Origin of the sequence: Paraglaciecola sp. 20A4, assembly GCF_011378905.1 — a bacterium.
GTDB lineage: Bacteria > Pseudomonadota > Gammaproteobacteria > Enterobacterales > Alteromonadaceae > Paraglaciecola.
This window is the reverse complement of record NZ_WTPY01000030.1, coordinates 26,149-48,191: the sequence shown is the minus strand read 5'-3', so window position 1 is coordinate 48,191 and position 22,043 is coordinate 26,149. Positions and strand designations below refer to the sequence as shown.

Sequence of the window (22,043 nt, the reverse complement as noted above, 5' to 3'; positions counted from 1 at the left end):
TGGATTACCTATTACTGACGAGTACTTCAACTAAGCTATTAATATTCGGGATCTGTTCGAGTTGGTCTATGCGTTTTATCAATAAGCCAATGTTATGCTCATTAAAAGGGGGGACAGCGCTCGAACATGCTGCCGTAAACTTGGCAATTTGTGCATCTCGGCTAAGTGGATTTTGCGGACTACCTAGCACATGCTTTAAATCTACTTGGTATTCAGTCCCTGAATTTAGCGTAACCGATACGCGAACGGGTACCAACGCGTTTAAATCTTGTACCTCATTCACGTGCGTATGCACCTTCGCGCCAAGCGCAATTCGATCGGGGTCGTCTAAGCAATCTTGTTCAAAATCGGCGACTCCGACACTACCGGTCAGCAGCAAACTGGCAGCGATATAACCGTTACATAATTTGGCGTAACTGGCGTCCATATCTTGTTTCACAGGGCGACCCACGAGCTTGATAATCAGTGGCGTACCGTATATATCAATTCGCGCAATCTCATGTGTACTGAATCCGTGCTCTTTTTGTAGCCGAAGTAAACCGTCGATGGTGCCATGGCCTGCCCTGCCAGTCGGAAACGGCTTATGACTGACCTGTTCAATTTGAAATTCACGGCCTAACTTTTCTACTAAAGGGCTTAAATCATAACTGTCTTCAAACAAATGAAAGTACCCGTAAGGGCCTTGCAATATATCTTTGGGGCCGGTAAATCCCGCTTCGGCCATGTCAACTGCGCGAATAGCGGCAGCCGCGTTAATACCAATTTGCATGGCCAACATCGGTGAACCTTCCACGTGGGATTGCATGGTCCCGCTAAGTTGACTGTAGGCAATGCCTAACGCATTTTGTAGTGTTTCACCCTTGATACCCTGCATGGCACATATACCTGCGGCTGCGCCTAAACAACCACAAATTGACGGCCGAAAAAACTTTAAACTAGACGTAACACATTCACCGATTAATGTGGCCACATCAACCGCAATAACGACCCCTAGGATCAGTTGCTTAGCGGATAAATTATGTTGCTGGGCATACGCCACCAAAGACGACAAAATCACCGCCATTGGGTGCACAACAGCGGGTTCGTGAACGCAATCCCACTCTTGGTTATGAATTTGGTAGCCGTTTATTGCCGCCGCTGAAACAGCAGGCAACCATTCACCCGTTACCCATACTTGTGCTTGGTGGCCTTCTCCCCACTGACTAACCGCCTGTTTTATTTTGGCCACGTTTGGTATCCGTGAACCGCTGAGACCCACGCCAATAGAATCTAAAATAAATGTTTTACTGGCGGCAACTGTCGATGCAGGCAGGTCGCGAAACGTAGTTTTTTCAATATGCTGGATCAATAAATTGATAGCATCAGGAACGTGGCTCATAAGCTAATGACTCGGTGCGGGGCGCAGCAGCGCCGAAAGTGTAGAAATGGATGTCGCTTGCAACCAATCGAAATGACACAACTGGGTGATTTTTTCATTACTCACGCCTGCATGACTCAATAACATATTTGCTTTGTTATGGCGTTGAGCGGGTGTCAGTGGTTTTTCCGGATCCCCCAGGGTATCTCGTTGGCTGAGCACTACAGATTGACCGTTTTTTATTACCACTGTGCACTTGGCACCGAAATGCTGGGGATATAGCGCTTCAATCTCTTGGTCAACGTATACATTGATGCGTTCTCGTAGTGCGCAGCACTGAGCTTGCTTAAATGCATTCTGGGCATAGTGCTCAAGCTGAGGTTCACCCCATAACAATATTGCTGCCAACGCGTGTTGAATACTGAATTTAGCCTCCAAGCTAGTTTCAGGCGTTAAGCGATCGCAAAACAGTTGAGCATCTTGGTAGACTCCAACGTCAATACGTTCAATATCAGCAAAATCAATCGTGCTTTGTTGCAATATACTCAGCAGTACGTCCATGGCACCATGGGCATGACGACAAGCAGGCCAAGGCTTAAAGCTGCAACTATACATCCGCCAACTGGCATGCTTTTCAACGAATTTGTCAGGAGAAGCATCATTAGACAGCGCATTAAATATGCCCTGGGGGCCTTCTAAAATATATTCCGGCCCGGTTAAATTTTGCTTGGCCATAAATGCTGCCATAACACCTGACCGGCATGCCTCAGCGTTATGCCACTGCTTGGTTAATACCTTTTCATTACGCATTTGCCACAAACCACCAGTGGTGCTGCCTGCATTGCCTATCGCCCAAATTGTCTGCTCTTGTGTCAAACCCAATATTGACGAGGCGGCCATCGCAGCGCCTAACGTCCCGCAGGTTGCAGTGTTATGAAAGTTGCTATAATGACTACGTCCAATCGCTTCCCCCATGCGGATAGTCATTTCGTAGCCTTTAATAATGGCAATTAAAAATGCCTCTAACGAGCAATCCATTTGCTCAGCCACGGCCAGTGCTGCCGGAATGATCACCGGACCAGGATGCAATATAGAACTGCGGTGTATATCGTCCATTTCCAGCACGTTACCAAGGGCACCATTATGCTGAGCAGCATTTTGCATACTGACTCGCTGGCCACCGATGGCGGTACACTTGCCCCCTTCATCGAGTGACAATAATGCTTGATACGCACGCCCTGCATCCGACAACTTGCCTAAACTGGCGCACGCCAACCAATCGAGCACATGTTCACCTGCTCGGGCACAGTCATGCTGCGTTAAGGGCATTTGATCAATGTCAATTAACAGCTGTTTGCTTAGTGAAAGTTTGATTGGCAATTTAGCTTTATTCCTATACTCTTCGATTTGTCCGGACATATTTATAACAGGTATCATTCTGTTATTCGACTAACCATTGAGCATAAATGACTAAAATCAAATTGTTATCAACGAAACGTTCGCTACCTAAATATCAAGATATAGGTGAAACGTTGATCAACCAGATCTTAGCGGGGGAATTCGCGCTGAACACGTTATTGCCTACTGAAAAGCAGCTATGTGAACAATTCACTATTAGTCGTCATACGGCCCGTGAAGCGCTGCGTTATGTTGAAAAAACCGGTCTTGTAGAACGTAAACAAGGTTCAGGCACGTTAGTCAAACGTAATACGATGCCGGAGCAAATTAATCAGTTTATTAACTCAGTGAAAGACTTACTGGCCTTTGGGAAAAATACCCGTTTCGAGGTACAAGTGAGCGATATGATCTCCCTTGATGGAGCCACCGCTACCCTGCTTAATTCTGACGAAGGCGAAGAATGTATTCATATTGGCGGTGTGCGTTTTGAGCCTCATGATAAAAAGCCGATTTGTTATTCCAATATCTACCGGCGCCCTCATCAGGACGAAGTGGATAAAAAGCTCAAAGACATAAAAACAGCTATTTATGCCGTAGTCGAAGCGTTAGACGATAAAAGGATTGGCAAAATCGAACAGCAAATTTCAGCTTGTTTATTGCCCCAGGAGCTCGCGTCCCAGTTAGATGCCTCTGCGGGTTCAGCTGCCATGAAAATAACCCGTCGTTATTTTTCGCTTAAAGAAGATACGTTAATTTTAGTTGCTCAAAGTATTTATCCGGCTAAGCGCTTTAGCTTTACCTCTGTTTTATATCCAAATAAATAACCGGAAAATACCATGTTAGTGCACTTTAACTGTCTCGATAAAGACCCGTCCATGCAAGTGAAACGCATGCAGTATTTACCCGCGCATCTCGCTTGGGTTGAAGAAAAAATGGTTCATATTCGCGTGGCAGGACCATTAAAGATTAGCGGTGAAATTATGGGCTCTTTATACATAATTGAAGCGGACAGCACTGATCAAGCAAAAGATATTTTATTTAGCGACCCTTATTATCATGCAGGTATATGGGCGTCGATAGATGTACAGGAATTTAATGCTTATGCCGGTAGTTGGGTAGGCGGTAAAAATTGGCCAACCTAGTTTGCTAATCCAAAATTCTAATGAGTTTCCATAACATTTCCACATAACAACAAGAAAACGAGGAGTACCCATGCAATCAGTGTCAGAAACAAGTGAAAGCCCCGTAGTTAAAGAGGGCAAACGAATGGGACATCCTATGCATTGGATTACTGTTTTTATCGCCATGATGTGTCTATTGATTTCAAATGGCATGATCATCACCGGCATCACCGCATTCGATAGTGCCATTCTTGCGGAATTCAGTGATTGGTCTCGTGGCGATTTAAAACTGCGTGGGCTAATTACACTCGCATTAACCGGAATGCTTGCCCCGTTGGTGGGTATATTGATCGATAAAATCGGCGTTAAATTTCTGGTTATGGTCGGTACGGTTGTGCTCAGTTTATGCTTTTACGCTTATGGGAACATTCGTGATATCACCGATTTATATATGATACATGCTGCTTTTTCTATCGTACTGCTGGCGTGTGGCATAAATGTAGCGGTTATTTTGGTATCAAACTGGTTCGTTAAACTTCGCGGCACAGCCATCGGTATTGCGGTTGTAGGAACCTCGTTAGGTGGGGCGGTATTGGCTCCGTTGTTTAGCTCGTGGTTAGCTGACGGAATGACATGGCGTGAAGCGATGCAGCTAGCAGCAATGATCCCATCATGCTTGTTTCTTTTGGCGTTATTTTTATTGCGTAATCGTCCGACAGACATGGGCCTTAAGCCGTTTGGCTTCGATGGTAGCGCAAATGAACCCAGTGCCGACTTATCACAACACGGTTTGACATACAAAGAAGCAATTAAAACACGCTCATTTTGGTCAATCGCTTTTATTGCTATGTTTACCTTTTATACCATCATGGGTTTTCAAGCCAATTTGATACTGCATTTAACGGATTTAGGTTTTACCTCGCAAGCAGCTGCAGCAGGCTTAAGCGTGCTGTTTATACCGGCTTTAATTGGTAAATTTTTATTTGGTTTAGTTGCGGACAGAATTACCGGCAAACGTGTGTTATACACGAATTTACTGTTGATGTTAGTGGGCTTGGGGGCGATGTTAGTAGCTGACAAAGACAATGTCCTTATCGCAATCGCATTGATTGGCTTTATGTGGGGTGGCTTTTATACCCTATTACAATTGAATGCGGTAAATAACTTTGGTTTGCGGGCTTCCGGTAAATTACTCGGCACTATTACGGTATTAGATGCGTTTGGTGGCGGTTTAGGTATCTGGGCGACGGGCGCCATATACGATGCTTACGGCAGCTATAACAATGCCTTTATGATCTTCTGCGTACTCGTGGCTTTGTCTGTGGTACTTATCAGTCAAATTAAAAAACACGCTTAATACTCTTACTCTTTAAACGATCCCAGCGCTGTTTTAAGCGCTGGGGACATCCCCCCCAAAACTGGCAACAAATTTAGCCTTAGTGCTTCTTATTAATTCCATCAGCAAACGTACTAAGGCTTTGCAAAAAGGCCCTGCACAGCCCAAGCATATTAGATTATCTGCTTTATTTGTACGCAAGAGTTGAATAATTAATTACGTAAACACTATCTATCTGTCACTAATAACTTCTTACACAGGTAACACATCACTGAGTTTCTTATAGCAGCGTTACTGGGTAACGATGCAAAAATGAAAATGGGCTGCAACAAAAAATAAGCATAAAAAAAGCTTACTTCACACTGTGAAGTAAGCTCGCTTTTTGTAATGAATGACACCTTAAAACCATAGATTCAAATAGATTGCGCTAAAACCACCAAGGTGATGCTACGCCAGTGTTACGAATATAGGCCTTTTTACGGGTGAAACGACGGATTGACTCCGCCCCCATACGAGAGCCACCCAATCCAGAATATTTAAATGACTGCTTCTCCGCTTCATGAATAAGCGCGGTTAGCGAGGCATCGTTAATGCTCACAGCCCCAGCTTCTAATTGACTGGCAAGCTTTTTGGCATAATCAACATTCTGACTAAATACCGCCGCCGATAAACCAAATTCAGAATCATTGGCTAAAGCAATACCCTGCTCATCGCTGTCAACCACAGTAACAGGTAGAATCGCTGCGAAGGTCTCCTGGCTGACAACTAGCATTTTCGGAGTTACGTCGGTTAACACCGTAGGCGCGCAATAGTGCCCGCCGCCTAAAGTGAGCACCTCGCCTCCACACAAAATAGTCGCACCTTTATCCTTCGCATCTTGCAGTTGAGTTTCGACTATTTTTACTTGCTTGGCAGAAATAATAGGCCCAATTTGTCCTTGTTGAATATCTGGGTAGTTATGTTGGAGCGCCTTCACGTTTTCCACTAACTTAGTAAGAAAAACGTCTGCAATATCTTTGTGTACATATACTCGTTCGAGCGACATACAGGACTGCCCAGCATTAACCATACTACCCCAGCACAGCGCTCTGGCAGCCAGTTCAGGGTCAGCGTCTTTACAGACTACTGCTGGGTCTTTACCCCCTAATTCTAAAAATGCGGGGATAAAGCGTTCAGCACAAACTTTGCCTACCTGACGACCCGTTGCGACGCTGCCAGTGAAACACAATGAATCAACCGCGTTAATCACCGCTCGACCTGTTTCCGCTTCACCGGTCACTAATGCGAGTATATTGTTCAACATCGGAATGCGCTTGAGCACCTCATTAAACGGCGCCACAAAGCGCGACGTGACTTCGCTGGGTTTAATCAGCACTGCACTGCCTGCTATCAGTGCTGGTATGGCATCAACGAGTGATAATAACAACGGGAAATTCCACGGGCTGATAACGCCCACTAACCGATAAGGCAAATAATCTTGCTGTAACTCGATAAAAGGAATTTCTGCTGTCCACGGTTCTCCCTTGGCCAATAACTCTGGAGCTTGCTTACACCAGCGATGAATAGCATTAATAGTGACATCGACTTCTAACTCAGACTCATTCGCTCGGCCTGTGTCATTGATCAACGCAACAACTAATTGCGTTTTATGCTCAGCCATAAAGCTTGCTAAATTTTGCAGAACCTCTATGCGTCCCGCAAGACCTATGCTCCACCACTGACTTTGCTGCTGTTTTAAATTTTTTGCTACCTCATCCACCTCGTGAACACTAAATAAAGGTAAGTCAAAGTCTGCTAACCCCGTTCGCGGATTAGAAATTGGCACTGTTTGCATAACATTACTCATGGGGTTGCTCCGGTAAAATCACGCCGTTTTTTTGCAAATTTTGAATACTCTGCATTTGCGTTTGCATAAAGTGGCTGCGGTCTGGCACATTAACTTGCTTGTCTTCATTCAACATAGTGTTAGCAGGGTAAACAGCTTGACTGTAGTGGCCACTAAAAAGCTCATTACGTTGCCGCGATAGAATATTTCCCATGCCAGGCTTGTTACGATATCGGCGTAATGCGGTTATATCCAGCTCTGCATTAGCCACCATGCTTTCGCCCATGCCAGCCTCAGCCATCACTCGGCCCTTAAAGTCCACAAGCTTGGACATGCCATCGGTCGACTCTGCAGGAAAATCAATATCTGCAATCCCCGCTGAATTTGCCGAAACTACATAAGCTAAATTTTCGATGGCGCGGGCCCGCTTAGCGATATCTTTTGGTGTCAACTCAACCGAGCCAACTTCAGAACTACTGTGCAATAACACTTCCGCGCCATTCATCACTAAGCAGCGGCTTATTTCTGGATACAAGATCTCTTCAGACGCAACACAAGCCAAATTACCTAACTCGGTTTTTGCTACCGGAAATAAAGACTCTTGGCCGTAAACATCCAAGTATTTGTCCAACACATCATGGGGCGTAGGCGCAAACATAGATACTAAGCGACGATAGCGCAAAATACAGTCACCGTTTGGACCTAATATAAATGAGGTTTGAAAATAAAGATCACTAAAGTGCGGGTCGAGTTCATACACGTTACCAGATAAATACACTTGATTTTTCTGGGCTATTTCGCTGAGCATCTCATATTCTTTACCATCTTGAGCAATGGCGCCTTTCTCTTTCCATTGCCCCAACGACTCACCCATAGGGAAACTGGTTAAAAAATACTCGGGCAACACCACCATTTTCACACTGGGCCCAACAAAACCTTTAGTGCCTTGTACGTGCCCACCAACTCGACGAATATTATCGAATATTTTCTGACGGGCATCGGCCACGTTCAATTTGTTAACGGCAAAGCAGCGGGTCTGCAAAGCAACAGCGGTATAAGCAATAGACATATTCTACTCCAAAGGTGTTTGAGATAAACCATCGATAAGCATGATGTTAAATTCACCTGTGCCCTCTCGGTATTTCTTAGCCTCGGCGTATTCTGCCGAGTCCCAAAATGCATGGGCAGCTGCACAATTTGGCCACTTGGATATCACCACACTTTTTGGTGCGCTGTGACCTTCAATCAATTCTGGGGCGCCCATCGCAATATATTCGCCACCAAACTTTTTAATTAAAGGCGGAACAGTTTGGGTATATAAGGTGAATTTCTCCCAGTTACGAACCGTTGCTTGGATAATCAAATACGCACTCATGAGCCAACTCTTTTATTAAATTTTGTCTACTTTAGCAAAAGGCACAACATATTGAAGTGAAAGAAGTTTTAGTTCGTTCATTGTTTGATATTTAGCAATAGTAAAGCCCTGGTTAAACGCATGTAATTTTTGCTGTCAGTGCCTAACCATGCATTTATAGAGATAAGCATAAAAATAACGAGCAAATAACAACCAGAAACTGATTAACTTTTAAGCTAATTTAGTTTAATAATATCAAGACTGGGATTTTCTCAACCATCGTTATTAAAAACCGGACGACCACTGTGAATAAAGGACAACACACGGACACATCGATGAATAAAGTGCGCGCTAGGGGAATTCGTGCTTCGCGCCCAAAATTACGCTCTGCACAACTCGCCGCTGGGTTTAAATCTCAAGCTGAAGTTGTCGATAAAATTCAAATCATTGAAGGTTTAAATAAAGCCCCGCGGTCATTAGTAAACCGCGTATTCCGTGGCGATGCAGTTGACCCATTAAGTATAGAACGGGTGGCAAAAGCCTTAAACGTTGAAGCTTGGGCACTTTATCTCGATTCCGCCGAATTAGAAAAATCAAACGCGCTCAACACACAAGAAACGGATCCACGGCAGGCTTCTTCAACGTCACATAAGCATAAATCTGAAAACGCCTTAGACACTGAATATACCATCGACGATTCAATAAATTCACCTGAAGTAGTACCTTATAGTGCATCGACCAAATCCGCGATTTGAATATTCAGTCTTTCACCTTCGGTGGCCTCGAACGTCCAAGTATCCAAATCCCCTAAGGTGATGTCACTGCTCACCGCGCCGCCATTATTAAGCGTACCGTTTTCATCAGCGCCAATCGACTTGGCAAAGTGCACTTCATAATTGCCTACCTGAACACGTCCACTTGTGCCGTCTTGCACTAGCAAGATATACGTCCCTGTTTGCGTGGCCGCGATATTGTACAGGTTAGCCACTGTGTAACTGCTAGCGGCTCCTACTCGCGTTCCATCTGGCGCGTAAAGTGTCATGAACGGGAACAAACCATCTTGATCCACATCAGCGATTTGAATGTTTAACAGCTCGCCTGCGGTGGCCTCAAACGTCCAGGTATCTAAATCCCCTAAGGTGATGTCACTGCTCAACGCGCCGCCATTATTCAGCGTGCCGTTTTCATTAGCGCCAATCGACTTAGCAAAATGAAGTGGATAAGCCCCTATCTTATCCTGCCGTGAGGTGCCGTCTTCAACGACAAGAGAGTAAGTACCTGTTTCAGACGCTTCAACATTATAAATATTTGCCACTGTATAATGACTAGCCGAAGTAACGCGTGTGCCATCAGGTGCATAAAGAGTTATGTGAGGAAACAAATCGCCGACCGCTAAATCGACTACTTGAATGTTAATTAGCTCACCCGCGGTGGCGCTAAACGTCCAGCTGTCTTGTTCGCCTGCAACAGATATAGCGCCTGATACTGAACCGCCGTTGACTAAATCTGCTGCCTGAACTTGAATCGCCCCCGTGCATAGAAGAAGTAAGCTGCACAGTATCAGCCAATAACGGTGTAAAGAGCAGCGCAAAGAGCGATGCAAAGCTCTTTTAGAAAGGTAGGCTGAAGCATGCTTGATGTGAACATCAGGCCCTCGCTGGTTGTACGTAACGTTTCTAGTATCCATGATCTTTCCTTTACATGTTTAATTAGAGTGGTTTCGCTGTACAGCTCGCGTGACCGCAAATCAAGTGTGAAATCGAGTGTTATGGCCTCCCGTTAGAATTGATTAACATTTGAATTGATTAACAATGAATCTTTAGACTGACACATATACAAAGCGGTTAAAAACCCTCCTAGAGCTTAAATGATGCAAACTGAAGCAGTCTGAAACGTAAATGAGGTGAAGTGAATCACAGATAGCCAATAGCAAAGTTTGCCTAGTATACAAAGCAGTAATTGATTAATTAGCTGGTGATTGACCACTTAGCTACTTGAAGAACGACTGTGTCAGATACCTACCGAAAAGGCGGATTCGGTATTTGTACACTACACTATGGCAACCCACTCGAGCGGCACCGACTTTGGTCATCCGGCAGTTTTGAATATATAACCACTAAGTAATTAGCCGCTCACCTGTTTGTTACCAAACAATAAGGTGATTGATATGTTAAGACGTGAATTTTTAAATGGATTTGGCCTGAGCGTTGGTGCAAGTTTGTTGATACCAAGCACGGCGCTTAATGCTCAAACGACAGAGGTAGTTGCCTCATCTCCTATTCAACCTGGCGATTGGAGCGCATTACGTAATCTATTTCCTTTGACGCGTAAGTATATCCAGTTGTCGACATTTTTACTGGCGTCACATCCAAAACCGGTAGCGGATGCCATCGAAAGACATCGTATAGCGTTTGATGAAAACCCCTCAGATTATTGGCATCAGCATTTCGAAACAATTGATTATGAAATCTGTGCTGCCGCCGGTCAATATATGGGATGCAATGCGCGCAATATTGCCTTAACCGATAGCACAACCATGGGATTAAGCTTGGTTTATAGCGGACTACAATTGCAACCTAATGATGAAATATTACAGACTGTGCATGATCATTATTCTACTGATATGTCCTTGGCATACCGCGCTCAGCGCACTGGCGCTAAAATAAACCGTATCGCGTTATATACTGATCCTGCGCGCGTCAATACTGACGATATCGTGCAGCGTATGAAAGCTGCCATAACCCGCAATACTCGAGTATTTGCGGCAACCTGGGTGCATTCATCCACTGGTGTTAAATTACCAATAAGAGCCATGGCCGACACGATCAATGCTTTGAACAAACAACGAAAAGCCGATCAGCAAATATTATTTTGTGTTGATGGTGTTCATGGTTTTGGTATAGAAAATCAAAATATTAGTGAATTGGGCTGTGATTTTTTTATAGCAGGTACCCATAAGTGGATATTTGGTCCAAGGGGCACAGGACTAATTTGGGGAAACGACAAAGCGTGGGCCCAAAGCGAACCTGTTATTCCGAGTTTTAGTGCTTCATACGACGTTTGGTTGGGCGGCATGACGCAAAATCAGGTACCCGTTGGGGAACACATGTCTCCAGGTGGATTTCATTCTTTTGAACATCGCTGGGCATTACCTGAAGCATTTAAACTGCATCAACAGTTAGGCAAAGCCAATGTGCAAAAGCGCATCCATCAATTGAACCAACAAACAAAAATAGGGTTAGCCAAGATGCCACATGTAACCTTATATACACCAACCAGTAACGAACTGTCATCGGGTTTAGTTTGCTTTGATGTAAAGGGAGTATCGCCTGGGGATGTTGTGAAAAAAATGCATCACAAAGGGATAATAATGAGCAGTACACCTTACCGTATTAGCTATGCTCGATTCGCCCCTTCGTTGCTAAATAACGAGCAAGAGATTGAACAGGCACTTGGCGAGATCCAAGCTTTAGCTTAAATAAGAAAACGCATCGGCTAGGTACATAAACAAATAAAAATCTATCAAGGTGTGACTAGACTCACACCTTTTACCATATACAAATCATCGTACCGTAACCCACCATTTCCGTAGGGCTGAGCTATAGGGCCAGTATTACAGTTCATCAAAAAGTAGGTTAAAGGTAGCGCCCGTTGCATGCGAAACGCAGCCCCACGGTAAACCAACGTCTGCTCAGGAAATTCGTCCCCTCCTTTTAAATACACATCGTAGGTTTGCCCACCGTATTGCACCTCGGCATTGTTCACCACATACCAAATTTCGTACCACACGCCAGCAACCAGGGGTTTAGCATCTGATTTAGCGGAAAAATTCTTTACGTTGTCGTAACCATCAGCCACTTTTACCATTAACGCGCCATTGTTTTTATGACCATTTGATTCTGCTTTATCTGTTATCCGAAGTGTCGCTTCAAAGGCGTTGTAATCATGCCTTTTAATATCTTCAGGTCCTAAATTACTTAACCCAAAAGCATGGTTATTGGGGAAGTATTCAACATTTATTCGGGTATAAAACGTATATGTGTCACCAACATCCACCGACTCCGGTAATGCTTTAAATGTAAGTGCCTTACGGTTACCGACAATGCCTTCGCCAGCTGGCTTTTTAAGCATGTAGTTATTTGCGACTTTGTCAGTCATTGGAGCATTAACGGAAAGTTTAAGTTGAGTATTCAGCCCAGTACGACGTTCAGTGATCTGTGGGTTGGTAATATGCGGAGAAGTATCGTTCTTCGTATCGGCTTTTGTCCAATGATCAAGACTATCTGTTTGTTCAAAATCGTCAATTAGCAACCAGCGATTGTTTTGGTTTTGGCTAATTTGTGGCGTCGCCCATGACGCCACGAATACTATCCCTAAAAAACCTATGCTAATTTTGAATATATGCATTGCGTTAGCTCTAAAGATTAAACATCTCGATTTAATTGGAATACCAATTAAAGGGCCGCTGGGGTGCTAGACAATCTTCCAATGCCTTTGCATTTCAAAGTATAAAAACGAAGCTGTCCAGGTGATAAGTACTAATCCCGTTAATGATTCTATTCCAGTTAAGAATCTCAGGGGCCCCAAAGGCTCAATGTCGCCAAATCCCGCAGTGGTATATACCGTAAAGGAAAAATATGCGCTATCGAGCAGTCCGCCATTATAGTTTCCTGTAATACTTCCCCATCCATCTACGCGATTCATAACATAATAGCCAAATGCAAAAATCCAAATTTCACAGATGTGGGCCGTTATTGCGCCGAAAACCCCAAACACTATACGGTAACTGTGCTTAATTTTCATCGTGGGTAAATAGCGCATAATACGATGGAGAAACTCGTAGTGAAGCATTACCGTCGCCGCGACAAGTAAAGTATTGATGATCAACACGTAAAACATTTTTGGGTATCCAGTTAATCCACATTAGATCGTTGCGTTAGAAATCAACCTTTACGTTAAAGGTATCTAAGCAAGATAGTGAACTAGCAACAGTATTCATATATCAATATTAACATCAATCATTCGCCTGCTTGTAGTTTTGTATTATTACTGGTTTTTTATGCTTGCTAGCATAACCTTAATTGCATTATCGTGAGCCAATCGCTCACTTGGCTTTGAGCTGTCATAACGATGGGCAAATCTCGCGCTTTATCGGTGGTTGATGTAACAAATAACGCAGTGTTATTACGTTTATTTAAATCGTAATAAAGAGACATAGAGATGCCCCAGCAGTCAAAAGAGGTCTGAGACATTTCAATTGGTTAGCAAATGGCTTGAGGCTTATATCATGTTACGTTTATCCATCCCCATAAGGGATTAAGCACGCTAAAATTTATGAACAGCCTAACGATGAGATAGCGATAGAGGGGCGTGAAATTACGACTAATAATCATCATAGAGTCAATGCCCCTTGTTTTATGAAAGTCGTATCCGCTAAGACTGCTAAACCTGTTCTGTTTGCTTAGGGCCTTTAAATAACAAATAGGCCGCGAAAAAAGCTAACGGAATATTGATTTGTAGTGCCGGTAAACTAAAACCAGCTAAACCAAACTTCACGGTATAGAGCACGATGAAAAGTATTAACAATATTGCTAATGTTTGCTTAAGGCGATTAACCCACAGTCGAATATTTTGTTGCCGCGTCGCTATAGCAAGAGCAACAACAAGGCCAAGCCAAATAGAAAGGTCTATGCGTATATCGACGAATAAATTAAACAGTGCACTCAGAGTAAGCATGACAGGAATACCCCACACCAGCGTTGGCCACCACTGATTCAATACATCGGTGGTTTTTCTTTTTAATAACCAAATATTGATACCCGTCGCCGATACCACTGTCAGCATCATGCCAAGTACAAAATAAAGCAGTTTGCTTGCAATACCGGCAAACTCACCAAAGTGCAGGCGATACATTGAATAAACCACTTGCTTGGCGGTATCACCATCGCGATAATTACTCGTATCTAAGAAATTACCTTGAACATCAAAGCGATAATTTTCAGAGTAAATCAATCTACCAGGCTCTTTTACGTACGCTTCAATAAATTGTCCTGAGGTATTGGGCTCGTGAACCGTTAGAAAAAGCAGTTCCCCTTCAGGGGCATTCTGCTGAATGTACTCAATCGCATTACCTATCTGCGGTCTTTGTAAGGGTTGCTCTAAGCTAGGCTCAGGGGTAAATATTTCATCGATCACAGCTTGATTGTCGCCAGCGTAAAATGCTTGAGAAACAATGGCAATTAAGATGGTCGCCAGACCAAAATAAGCCCCCGTGACGCCAATCATTAGATGAAAAGGTGCAGCCCATACACTAAAACGATTATGTAAATCGATGTTTTCTTGCAGCCCAGTGCCCCCCCGACGAAATCTAAAAGCATCTTTGATAATACGCGGATGAGCAATAAAACCAGAAAGAATGAGCGCGCATAATAGTGCGCCAAATGCACTGACTAAAATCATGCCGAAACTTTTTGGGAGATGTAGATAAAGGTGCAAATCTACCAGCATCTTGGTCCAATTGGATTGCTCAACCTCGCCAAGGGTACCATCAGTATTCATAAAGTGCGCAACATGGTCGTTTTCAACCACCACCCGTGGAATGCCTGATCCTGGAAACACGATATACATGTGATCAGTTTCTTCAGGATAGGTTTCTACAAAGCTGTCATAAGCCTTTTCGATGGCAGGAATATCAACCAAAGCGGTTTCGGGGACTTGCGGTTGCTCCCAGCGCTCAAGCTCTTGATGAAAGACAGCTAAGGTGCCTGACAAGCAAATGATGTACATAAAAGCACTGACAAATAAGCCTAACCATGCATGGGCAGAGAGCGAACGTTTACTAATTGAAGGGGTGTTCATTGGTTTTGAAATCGTCATAGGTTAAACAAATAAATAAAGGCTAGAGGCTACAGAAACCAAAGCACTGAACAACAGAGGGTTACGCTTATTGGTTGCGGCCAAGTGCCAAAATGACAGTCCAGACCAAATCAGTGGTAAGATGATAATCCCTGTAGCCAACTCAGTTAGTCTCTCTAAGGGCAGTAAATCAAGTAGAGCAATAGCTAACAAGCTACTTACAATCATAAGTAGAACAAGGTGATACAATACGTAACTACTATTACGCATTAACTTTTTGGCGTTGAATTGCGGTTGCGCAATGACCCTCTCAATATGCTTGCTGGGAAGCTGCGTTTTCTTCTCCTGAATGATGCCCATCCAGACATAAACGGCCGGTAAACTTAGAGCAAACACCGTACCAAATTCCTCCCCTAACGCCATAACGAATAAAGGCACCGTTGCCAACAAGCTGCCCCAGCCGAAGGTTGCCAGTATTGCTCTGTGCTGTTTCCAGCTCAGATAAAGCAAATAGCTGCCAATTAAGCCAAGTGCTATGGCAAATAACAGTATCATTATTGTTCCTTTGTTTTTGTTATGTTTAAACGATGGAAGTAAGCTGCCTTAACGTGCAACTTTTCAATGAAAATATGAGCAACTTCATAGCCATCATGACCAAAATTGAACAACCCATTGGCCAAGACTACACCCAACTTATTGCAAGGCTTACGTTCACTACAAAAATCTACTCACACGACAAAAGTTAATAGTAATGATTACCATTATCACTGTAAAGGTATTTATAATTGCTAAATTGTTTAACTAACGTCGCGATAACCTCTCCCCTTTGTAAATCAATCTTGTAATGCTATTAGACAAATAAGCTTGATTTTGAGGTCATACACAGAGCACCAATTTGGAGGATAATATGAGAAAACAAGATATAAACAGCCTTAAAAGCTGGGAGCTGCGTTTTTAGCGATGATTATTCAATAATCCCGTTGCTGTATTACTTCATTACTGCTCGTCAAACGCTATTCCTAAAGCACCAACCCAATCACAAACTTGCAAATTACTCACTTCACGTTTTAATTAAGAGGAAAAATAATTTAAACGTTAGCTGGTAACGAATATTGGGATTATAAATTCAGTGCTGGCCTATAGAAGGATCCTTATGAACATTAATAGACTGTTTATCGTGTTAATTTCCACGTTTTGCATATTCGTCAGCGGGTGCGCAAGCCAGAAAAACACTTCGCCGACGACGGGCGTATCGCCAAAGAAACTTAACATTCCAGCTGTTCCCCTTACAAAAGGTGTAACGAACCAAGCTTGTATCAATATTATTAAACACTCGGAAGGCGTTAGACTAAAAGCTTATCAAGGTCCTGGAGGACACTGGTTAATTGGCTATGGTCATAAGGCTGATGTCGTTAAAGGCATGAAGATAAATGCGCAGCAGGCTGAAACATTGCTTAAAACTGATTTGCTCAAAATTGAAGATCAAATGAGTAAATTGGTTAAAGTACCGGTCAATAATAATCAATTTAGCGCGCTGGTTTGCTTGGGTTACAACATAGGCATGGGCAATCTATACAAGTCGACTTTATTACGTTTACTCAATAAAGGCGACTACGAGGGCGCGAGCCAACAATTCAGTGTGTGGCGAAAAGCCGCAGGCAAAGTAAACAGTCATTTAGTTGCCCGCAGGGCCAAGGAGCAAAAACTGTTTAATCGATAGTGAGGTTTAAGAGTACAATAATTACATTTACGCCCATTACCCATGGCCAGTAGAAAGCGGGTAACGGGCGGCTATTTGTGGATAAAACAGGGTTAACGTCAACAAAATAACAAATTCACCGTCCTCAAGCGCACCATAATTCAACTCAATAACAATATCTACTAACCTGCCTCAGCCACTGTTAGTATCAATGCTGCTCTGGCGGCGTGAGTAGCTTCGACAAGTTGCTCTCTAACCTGTTTAGCTGTCGTGCAAGACTGGCTAAAAGGTAAATACACAATCTTGTCGTCTGCTTGAATATGTACGCCTTCAAAAAATGCCGACAACATAACAACCGTCTTTGCTTGTAATCCATATTGATGTGCAACGATAAGCGCCATAGCGTCTTGGTGGTCATCATTCATATGCTGCACAATTTCGTTACTTGCATGATGCCATTGCTTAGCATCCGAAAACCAATCTGTTTTATTTATCCAAAATATTTTACCAAAGCCACCTATATAACGAACACGCTCAGCTTTTATTTGATAAAACATAAAATCATGGGTTTGTTGATAGCTTATAGCTTGCGGAAATAAACGTAGATACTGAGACATCACATCTTCGCTGTCGATTACCTCAGCGTCACCTAATAACGTTACGCGACCAGCCGCTTGAGAGTCATCTTGCACACTATCGAAGATGGTCATCGACACTTTAGCGTTGCCCTTAATATTTCGAGTATGTTGCGCAATTTGACTAATATAAATAATCAAATGGCCTTCTGTCGTCATAAAGTACGGTACAACGGAGCCAAATGGATAGCCTTGCACAGATTGTGAATGGGTACTTAGTACTCCGCTGTGTTGCTGGCGAACGAGGGTTTTGGCGTCGAAGATGTATTTGTCTAATTTCATTTTTACTCCTTTTTACTAAACGGGAAACAATCAGTGGGTGATATACGGCACACCATCTGGCTGTGGGATAAGTTTGGGTATGACCCCAAAACACTGTTGTAAGTTTTGTGCGGTGATCACATCCGCAGCGCTTCCTTGGGCTAAGCAGCGGCCATTGGCTAGCAAGATAACTTCGCTGGCATAAGGTAAAACCAAGTTTATATCGTGACTGACGCACATAACGCTTAAACCCTGTTGGCACAGGCTTTTGACCACGTCCATCAGAGCTTTTTGAAAGCGAAAATCCAGCGCTGAGGTCGGCTCATCAAGCAACAGCAACTTACCATCAAATGGTTTTTCGCCGTTGGCGTCCCCGTGACTGCTGGCATCAATGGCATTGCTGCCATGGGTTTCAGCATTAGCATTGGGTAATAGCTGTACTAATGCTTTGGCAATAAATACGCGTTGGCGTTCACCGCCCGATAGCGTTCTAACATCCCGGCCGAATAAATGCCCGATGCTAAGCTGTTCAGCCACTTGGCAAATCAAGGCAGTGCGCTGAGCGAGTGTTTCGGTCTGATTCATACGCCCTAATTGCAAGACCTCTTCAGTCAAAAAAGCAAACTGCACTTGATTATGCTGATTAACAAATGCCCGCACCTTTGCCAAAGACTTAGTTTGCCAGTCGCCCAACGTGCGTTTGTTGAACGTAACCGAGCCACTAAATTGACCATGAAGACCAGCAATACAGCGCAGTAACGTTGATTTTCCGCAGCCATTTTCGCCAATGACTGTGGTAAAGCAGCCCGGTTGGAGCTGAATATTCAGTCCTTCAAGCAAGGTAAGGTCACCGTGCTTTAACGTGATGTTTAGTAGATTAAGCATGAGTATTAAGCAATTGCCCCTCCCTTTTTCTGTTTCGCTAAAAGGTATAAAAAGAATGGCGCCCCCACTGCCGAGGTCACAATACCGATTGGGATTTCAAGGGGGGGAAACAACGCCCTTGAAGCGGTATCAGCACCCAGCATTAATATGGCACCCAGCACACCACAAGCAGGCATCAAATATTTATGGTCGGCGCTGAACAAGGTGCGAGCAATATGCGGTACAACCAAACCAACAAAGCCGATAATACCGCACAGTGCCGTAGCCAGAGCAACCGAAAACGCCACCAGCCAAAGCACCAAACGTTTGTATTTATTGACTTCAAGACCCATACACTGAGCTTCGTTTTCGCCAAGAGCAAACAAGTTCAGTGGTTGGCGTAAATGCATATAAAGCGCGACAATAGGCACACTCAATGCTCCTACAAACATGACCTTGGACCAAGTGACTCCACCTAAACTGCCCATTGTCCAATAGGTTATTTGCCGTAGCGCGTCATCATTGGCCATATAACTAATTGCACCAATATGTGTACCCGCCAATGCATTAACCGCAACGCCTGCTAAAATCAGCGACGAAATAGCCATACCTGCTCGAGTACGGGCGACGATCAATACAATCCATACTGCTATTAATGCACCAATAAATGCACTCAGGGCGATTAAGTATTGTCCGCCTATTTCAAGCTGTGGGTAATGGTTAATCAGCGCGAGTGCTGTGGCGGCAGCTGCAGCCGCTCCTCCTGAAATACCTATTAAGCCTGGGTCAGCCAACGGGTTTCGTACCAAGCCCTGCATCGCACAGCCTGACATTGCCAGCAACGCCCCCACAAACATGGCCATAAACATTCGCGGTGCACGCAGTTCAGAAAACACGTACCACTGTAAGTACTGGTCTTGTGACAGCGCTTGTTGGTTAAACTTGTTAATTAGCACGTCAAATAAAACCTGACTTGATTGCTCAAAACTGCCCGACTGCAAACCCAGCAGCAGTAAAACCAGCCCCAAGACGAGCGCAATCGTAAAGCTACGCATATGCTTTTTACGCCTTGCGTGAAGAGCAAATTGTAAGGTCAATGCGGGGGATTTTACGCTGGCATTCATTGCTTTTGATCGACGTAAAACACAGCAGTGCGCTCAATCACCGTTTGCAAGGCTTGTGGGTAACGAGGAGACAATCCTAATGCGCTGCTACTTTCCATTGCACTGATGGCACAGTTTCGCCCTGCATTTGTCGCTTTAAGTGCAGGGTGTTGGCATAAACGCTGTAATGCACTAGGCTCCCGTACCCGGTGACTTGCGACAAAAATGATGTCTGGGTTGGCGGCTAAAATCGATTCGTTATCCATCACTTTATAATCGGGCAAGCGTTGCGCTGCATTAATCACCCCTGTGTCATCAAATAGCGCTTGGGGCACCGTGTTGCCCCCGGCTACCGTTAATCCACGATCACTGTCAGACATCACAAACAGCGCGGTGATTTTGTCATGTCCGCCTGCAAGGGCCCTTGTATCATTCGCCAAACGGCGTTTACTCGCCTTGGCTTTTAGCTGTGCAACTTGCTGGGTGATCTGTTGATTCAATGCTAGCGCTTTTTCAGAAGCGTTTAATAACTGCCCTATCTCATTGATGAGCTGATGCAAGCCAGCTACATCTCGTCGCTCATTAAATATATGTACATTAATACCGGCGGCGCGTAATTGCTCGGGTAAACTTTCAGGCCCAGTGGCTTGTGCACCCAATAAATGGGTGGGCTGGAACCCTAAAATGCCCTCTGTACTGAGCTGACGAAAATACCCCAGTTTAGGCAATGAAGCAGCGGCAGCAGGAAACATACTGGTGCTGTCTGTTGCGACGATAAACTGCTGTTTACCCAACGCGTAAATGATTTCGGTAATACTACCGCCAGAGGCGATAATGCGCATTTTCTCGGGGCTTTGCTGGGCATTCGATTCAAGCGAGGTGTCTGCATATGCTGATGGTTGCAAACTTATCAACGCAAGAAAAAAAACTAAACTAACGAATTTGTACATGGTGTATCCAATTAACGTATAAACGATTTGCCAAATTTGTGCTCGGCTGAAGTGCGGTTTACGCCAAAAGAGCCGCAAACCGCATTTGTTAAAAATAAACCTTCACCTGGGCACCTATCCCACACTTCGGCGCAAGTACCTGTATGCAAGACTAATAATTTACTCGCTGATTAATTCATCGAAACGGAAGCTGTAATTACCTGAGGTTCCTGCTTCATCGTAATAGCTGGTGATCTGCATTTTGAACGTAGCGTCGCTGGTTTTAATTAAATACACCCCGTATTGCGACCACAATAAGTGCCCACCATTTAAGTTGTATTGGTACCAAGAGTTCTTATCAAAAGCGAGCTCTTGGGTCACATCCGAGGTAAAGCCGTAATACTGAGCGGCTTCGCTGTCTATCGTAGCGTAAGTGTTGTCTTCATCTACTAAGGCTTGCGCATCAACAGCAATATGAATATCAAATTCAGCCCCAGTTATGTCATCGACTGTGGTGCAAGGCAATGTGATATCCCATGCGTCAGAAGCGGAAAGGGCTGCCCCTAAATCGAAGTCGATATATATGTCATCAGTGCAGTTGGCCGTATTGATCGTTAGCGCAGATTCAGCACCAAATTCAGTATCCCCCGCTAAGGTATTTTGTATTGCTACCCCAAACGTAATGGACGACATTGTGCGCCCGTCACTGGTTAAATCTATTACGCGAAACTTGCTATACATGCTGTCAGAATCAACAATAAAGTAACGGTCATCATTGGCACTGACCACATGAGTGGTGATGTCGTAATCATAGAATTTCGCGCCAATTACACTTTCTTCGCTGTCTCCTATGAAGCTATCTTCCTCCGGAATATCAGCGGCACTGATTCCAAGGTAATCATCAAGCTCTGAATCAGCGTCTGCATTCAAAAAGCTATCTACGACTGCTGCGCCCGTTTCATCGTAAAACTCACTGTTGACATCGGTAAAAAACGCCCCAACGGCATTGTCGACATGGGTATTTAAGTACACTTTCGTGCGCTGAAATGCGATGTCCCATGCACTGTTTTCCGCCGCTTCTTCGTCAGTTAATACCAGCACCTCACCCGCATCTAAATCAAAGTAAACGCTAGTTGGCTCTGCCGTAGTGCCAGTACTAAAAGGCCCCACTACTGTGCCCTGTTCAACCACTGGGGTGGTAGATTCAGTAGGTGATGGCGTAGCGCTTGAGTCAGTGGAACTTGAACCGCCACATGCGGTGAGTAACAAAACTGTACTCAAGCTTGCTAAATAACTGATTTTCATA

The 22,043-nt window shown here is 44.1% G+C and carries 21 protein-coding genes; 6 read left to right on the top strand and 15 right to left on the bottom strand.

Annotation, left to right across the window (positions count from 1 at the left end; genetic code table 11):
- Positions 1 to 4 precede the first annotated feature (4 nt).
- Both GQS54_RS19515 and GQS54_RS19510 read right to left on the bottom strand, forming a co-directional pair.
- Positions 5 to 1,378 carry an MmgE/PrpD family protein gene (locus GQS54_RS19515; protein ID WP_166425596.1) on the bottom strand — a complete coding sequence of 458 codons (1,374 nt, stop codon included), beginning with the start codon at positions 1,376 to 1,378 and terminating at the stop codon, positions 5 to 7.
- A 3-nt stretch (positions 1,379 to 1,381) separates the two neighbouring features.
- Positions 1,382 to 2,737, bottom strand: a complete 1,356-nt coding sequence (locus GQS54_RS19510) for an MmgE/PrpD family protein (RefSeq protein ID WP_166425595.1) — start codon at positions 2,735 to 2,737, stop codon at positions 1,382 to 1,384.
- An 86-nt stretch (positions 2,738 to 2,823) separates the two neighbouring features.
- On the opposite strand from GQS54_RS19510, the gene GQS54_RS19505 reads away from it, so the two are divergent.
- The 3 genes from GQS54_RS19505 (at position 2,824) to GQS54_RS19495 (ending at position 5,233) form a co-directional block, all read left to right on the top strand.
- Positions 2,824 to 3,579, top strand: coding sequence for a GntR family transcriptional regulator (locus GQS54_RS19505; protein ID WP_166425594.1), 756 nt, complete (start codon positions 2,824 to 2,826; stop codon positions 3,577 to 3,579).
- Between the two features lie 12 nt (positions 3,580 to 3,591).
- Complete coding sequence (locus GQS54_RS19500) at positions 3,592 to 3,897, top strand: YciI family protein (RefSeq protein WP_166425593.1); 306 nt, start codon at positions 3,592 to 3,594, stop codon at positions 3,895 to 3,897.
- 70 nt (positions 3,898 to 3,967) lie between these two features.
- Positions 3,968 to 5,233: an MFS transporter gene (locus GQS54_RS19495; RefSeq protein ID WP_166425592.1), complete on the top strand. Its 1,266-nt coding sequence runs from the start codon at positions 3,968 to 3,970 to the stop codon at positions 5,231 to 5,233.
- A gap of 406 nt (positions 5,234 to 5,639) precedes the next feature.
- Here the strand turns inward: GQS54_RS19495 and GQS54_RS19490 are convergent, their stop codons facing one another.
- Genes GQS54_RS19490 through GQS54_RS19480 form a run of 3 tightly spaced genes read right to left on the bottom strand, consistent with a single transcriptional unit; the run spans position 5,640 to position 8,412 of the window.
- Entirely contained in the window at positions 5,640 to 7,058 is a 1,419-nt protein-coding gene (locus tag GQS54_RS19490; RefSeq protein WP_166425591.1) for an aldehyde dehydrogenase family protein, read from the bottom strand.
- Complete coding sequence (locus GQS54_RS19485; RefSeq protein WP_166425590.1) at positions 7,051 to 8,106, bottom strand: nitrilase-related carbon-nitrogen hydrolase; 1,056 nt, start codon at positions 8,104 to 8,106, stop codon at positions 7,051 to 7,053. Before GQS54_RS19485 ends, GQS54_RS19490 begins: the two co-directional genes overlap by 8 nt.
- A 3-nt stretch (positions 8,107 to 8,109) precedes the next feature.
- Positions 8,110 to 8,412, bottom strand: coding sequence for a DUF1330 domain-containing protein (locus GQS54_RS19480; RefSeq protein WP_166425589.1), 303 nt, complete (start codon positions 8,410 to 8,412; stop codon positions 8,110 to 8,112).
- Positions 8,413 to 8,726: 314 nt separating this feature from the next.
- On the opposite strand from GQS54_RS19480, the gene GQS54_RS23320 reads away from it, so the two are divergent.
- Positions 8,727 to 9,146: a hypothetical protein gene (locus GQS54_RS23320; RefSeq protein ID WP_240920019.1), complete on the top strand. Its 420-nt coding sequence runs from the start codon at positions 8,727 to 8,729 to the stop codon at positions 9,144 to 9,146.
- On the opposite strand, the gene GQS54_RS19470 is transcribed toward GQS54_RS23320, so the two are convergent.
- Complete coding sequence (locus tag GQS54_RS19470; RefSeq protein WP_240920018.1) at positions 9,116 to 10,078, bottom strand: hypothetical protein; 963 nt, start codon at positions 10,076 to 10,078, stop codon at positions 9,116 to 9,118. The genes GQS54_RS23320 and GQS54_RS19470 overlap by 31 nt on opposite strands.
- A 480-nt stretch (positions 10,079 to 10,558) precedes the next feature.
- Between GQS54_RS19470 and GQS54_RS19465 the strand changes: the two genes are divergently transcribed.
- The gene (locus GQS54_RS19465; RefSeq protein ID WP_166425588.1) at positions 10,559 to 11,869 is read left to right on the top strand and encodes an aminotransferase class V-fold PLP-dependent enzyme; all 1,311 of its coding nucleotides are present in this window, start codon (positions 10,559 to 10,561) and stop codon (positions 11,867 to 11,869) included.
- A gap of 44 nt (positions 11,870 to 11,913) precedes the next feature.
- On the opposite strand, the gene GQS54_RS19460 is transcribed toward GQS54_RS19465, so the two are convergent.
- The 4 genes from GQS54_RS19460 to GQS54_RS19445 all read right to left on the bottom strand — a co-directional run bounded on the left by GQS54_RS19460 (position 11,914) and on the right by GQS54_RS19445 (position 15,801).
- Positions 11,914 to 12,798: a hypothetical protein gene (locus GQS54_RS19460; protein ID WP_166425587.1), complete on the bottom strand. Its 885-nt coding sequence runs from the start codon at positions 12,796 to 12,798 to the stop codon at positions 11,914 to 11,916.
- 66 nt (positions 12,799 to 12,864) lie between these two features.
- Positions 12,865 to 13,290, bottom strand: a complete 426-nt coding sequence (locus GQS54_RS19455) for a two pore domain potassium channel family protein (RefSeq protein WP_205967845.1) — start codon at positions 13,288 to 13,290, stop codon at positions 12,865 to 12,867.
- 543 nt (positions 13,291 to 13,833) lie between these two features.
- Positions 13,834 to 15,267 (bottom strand): PepSY-associated TM helix domain-containing protein, encoded by a 1,434-nt coding sequence (locus tag GQS54_RS19450; protein ID WP_166425586.1) that lies wholly within the window; start codon positions 15,265 to 15,267, stop codon positions 13,834 to 13,836.
- A gap of 3 nt (positions 15,268 to 15,270) precedes the next feature.
- Positions 15,271 to 15,801 carry a hypothetical protein gene (locus GQS54_RS19445; RefSeq protein WP_166425585.1) on the bottom strand — a complete coding sequence of 177 codons (531 nt, stop codon included), beginning with the start codon at positions 15,799 to 15,801 and terminating at the stop codon, positions 15,271 to 15,273.
- Positions 15,802 to 16,399: 598 nt separating this feature from the next.
- On the opposite strand from GQS54_RS19445, the gene GQS54_RS19440 reads away from it, so the two are divergent.
- Positions 16,400 to 16,966 carry a lysozyme gene (locus tag GQS54_RS19440; protein ID WP_166425584.1) on the top strand — a complete coding sequence of 189 codons (567 nt, stop codon included), beginning with the start codon at positions 16,400 to 16,402 and terminating at the stop codon, positions 16,964 to 16,966.
- Positions 16,967 to 17,127: 161 nt separating this feature from the next.
- Here the strand turns inward: GQS54_RS19440 and GQS54_RS19435 are convergent, their stop codons facing one another.
- The 5 genes from GQS54_RS19435 to GQS54_RS19415 form a co-directional block, all read right to left on the bottom strand.
- Positions 17,128 to 17,862, bottom strand: coding sequence for a DUF2470 domain-containing protein (locus GQS54_RS19435; protein WP_166425583.1), 735 nt, complete (start codon positions 17,860 to 17,862; stop codon positions 17,128 to 17,130).
- A gap of 30 nt (positions 17,863 to 17,892) precedes the next feature.
- Positions 17,893 to 18,726 (bottom strand): ATP-binding cassette domain-containing protein, encoded by an 834-nt coding sequence (locus tag GQS54_RS19430; RefSeq protein WP_166425582.1) that lies wholly within the window; start codon positions 18,724 to 18,726, stop codon positions 17,893 to 17,895.
- Between the two features lie 5 nt (positions 18,727 to 18,731).
- The gene (locus tag GQS54_RS19425; protein WP_240920017.1) at positions 18,732 to 19,760 is read right to left on the bottom strand and encodes an iron ABC transporter permease; all 1,029 of its coding nucleotides are present in this window, start codon (positions 19,758 to 19,760) and stop codon (positions 18,732 to 18,734) included.
- Between the two features lie 65 nt (positions 19,761 to 19,825).
- On the bottom strand, positions 19,826 to 20,758 hold the full coding sequence (locus tag GQS54_RS19420) for an ABC transporter substrate-binding protein (RefSeq protein ID WP_166425581.1): 933 nt from the start codon (positions 20,756 to 20,758) through the stop codon (positions 19,826 to 19,828).
- A gap of 159 nt (positions 20,759 to 20,917) precedes the next feature.
- Positions 20,918 to 22,042, bottom strand: a complete 1,125-nt coding sequence (locus GQS54_RS19415) for an HmuY family protein (protein ID WP_166425580.1) — start codon at positions 22,040 to 22,042, stop codon at positions 20,918 to 20,920.
- Position 22,043 lies beyond the last annotated feature (1 nt).